This window comes from Pseudomonas sp. P4_C3 (assembly GCF_056402075.1).
Genome location: NZ_JBFUIC010000639.1, coordinates 1 through 2,160, shown reverse-complemented (window position 1 = coordinate 2,160; position 2,160 = coordinate 1). Strand labels below are relative to the sequence as shown.

Here is a 2,160-nt window from a genome sequence, read left to right as displayed (position 1 = left end):
GCTCTTGTGGTCGGCCATCATCGCCCCGTCATAGGGCTCCTAATAACAGAGCCGCTGACTGGCATAGAACTTCGTTAAGGGGCTTTTAATGTCATTTGATTACCACCATCTCTTCCTCGTATTCACGGCCTATATTGTTGGAGCCGCGAGTCCTGGACCGAGCAACATGCGAATAATGGGCGTCGCGATGAACCAAGGCAGGCAGCCCGCGCTCCTGCTAGCGGCAGGTGTGATCAGTGGTTCGATTTTCTGGGGATCGATGGCAGCCACGGGCGTCTCAGCCATCCTGGCGCAGTATGCGCAGGCGCTAGGTGTCTTAAAAACAGTTGGCGGTGCTTACCTGCTCTTCCTTGCCATCAAAGCAGGCCGCTCTGCTCTAACGTCCAATGAGCGGCTCGAAAAAGAGATAGCGGCCGCGCCAAAAGTCTCGGGCTTCAGTCTTTATCAGCGCGGCTTGTTCATGCATCTCACAAACCCTAAGGCGCTGCTCGGCTGGATCGCTACCATGACCCTTGGCTTGGGTCCGCACGCTTCGCCAAAAACGGTCGGGATTATCCTGGCCGGTTGCGCCGTGCTTAGCGTCACTATCTTCTGTGGCTATGCGATCGTCTTCTCCACCGCGCCCATGATTCGGGGATATCGCCGAGCACGCCGATGGATCGAAGGTACCCTGGCGCTAGTTTTCGGAGCAGCTGGAGTAAAGCTGATGTTCTCCAACTCCTAGCCCGGGTCTGGGCTGTTTATGCATGTAGAGTCTATCGATTGTGTAAGCCACTTGACCGCGCCTTGGGTAACGTTAAGACCCAGCGCCGTCTGGCTGAAACTGTGATGCCGTGCGACTTCTTCTAAGACTCGCAGCATGTTGAGCGAGGGCAGTTGACGCATGAAAGGATGACTCCGCACCGGCCTCCGTTGTTACGTGGGGCAGGTTTATTGTTTTTCTTGGTTTAGCGCATAACCTGTGGGAGCGAGCCCGCTCGCGAAGAGGACTTTAAGGCTGTTGCCAAAAAATCCGGATCAGAAGTAATAACCGATGTTCATGTACAACTGGTTTTCCCACTGGTTACTACCACCAGCCCCCAGACTCTGGGTAAGGCTGCCGCCACCGATGACCGGATCATTCTTGCCGTACAACCATTCCGTGGCGATCCATAGCTTGCTGAGGGAGAACGAGGTGCCGAAAATCATCCGTTGCGAGGTCTTGAAATCGTCCGCGGACTTATCGAAGGCGCTGTAGTTGGCGTACAGCTTCACACCGCTGATCTGATCGAACAGGTACTTGCCGCTGACGTCGTAGCTCAAATCCGCCACATACAAGTTGCCGCGACTGGCGACGTTGAAGGTGCCGTCGTAACCGCCGAAAGTCACCAGTTCATCGGTGCCAGGGTTGCGCGGGGACATCTGCTGTCGCGCGGCTTGCAGTTGCACGCCCCACGGACCGTTTTTGCCGATGTAGTGCACCGCCATGGCATTGCGCCGGCCATCGTTGTTGGTGTCGCGGTTCTCCAGGGACGAGGTCAGGCCGGAGATCCCGACTTCAGACTTCCACGGCCCCAGGTCCAGCGCCTTGGCCACCCGCAGGACCACTGTGTTGCGTTCCTGGTTGTTACTGCCGTCGGTGACATAGCTGTCCGCTTCGGAGACCACGGTGGAGTAGGTTTCACCGTTGCTGGTGCCTTTGCCCTGCCAGGCCGGGCGCAGGTAATAACCGGCCTGAACATTCCAGTCGCCGCTTTGCTGGATGTACTTGGCACCGACTTCTTCGATGTCTTCCAGTCCTATGACGCTGCCCAGGGTTTGATAGAACGTGCTGCCGAAGTACGGCTGCAAACCGAACGGCAGCTGGTTCAGGCCGACCTGGACCTGCTGGTCGGGGTTGAACTTGTAGCCGATCCACGCCAACTCGGCGAACTGGACGTCACCGACATTATTTGTGTACTTGTAAGGGTAGGCTCGACCGTAGAAACGGTACTTGGCTTCGCCAATCCAGGTGTCGGAGTTGTACTTGGCGCTGAGGATCGCGGTGTCGAAGTTGAACGTCTGGATGTCGCGATCCGGGTCATAGTCCCAACGCGCCCGGACGGCACCACCGAGATCAAGGTTATCGGTAACCTGGATCGCCATCGCAGGGCTGGAAAGGGCGCCCAATAGCGCCAGTGG

At 57.2% G+C, this 2,160-nt stretch carries 2 protein-coding genes and 1 pseudogene; 1 reads left to right on the top strand and 2 read right to left on the bottom strand.

What is annotated here, in order from left to right:
• Window positions 1–88: 88 nt before the first annotated feature.
• Window positions 89–724, top strand: coding sequence for a LysE family translocator (locus AC1DVH_RS31395; protein ID WP_477757059.1), 636 nt, complete (start codon window positions 89–91; stop codon window positions 722–724).
• Between the two features lie 53 nt (window positions 725–777).
• On the opposite strand, the pseudogene AC1DVH_RS31390 reads toward AC1DVH_RS31395, so the two are convergent.
• A pseudogene (locus AC1DVH_RS31390) lies at window positions 778–885 on the bottom strand (LysR family transcriptional regulator); the annotation flags it as partial.
• Window positions 886–1,017: 132 nt separating this feature from the next.
• The gene (locus AC1DVH_RS31385; protein WP_477757060.1) at window positions 1,018–2,157 is read right to left on the bottom strand and encodes a hypothetical protein; all 1,140 of its coding nucleotides are present in this window, start codon (window positions 2,155–2,157) and stop codon (window positions 1,018–1,020) included.
• Window positions 2,158–2,160 lie beyond the last annotated feature (3 nt).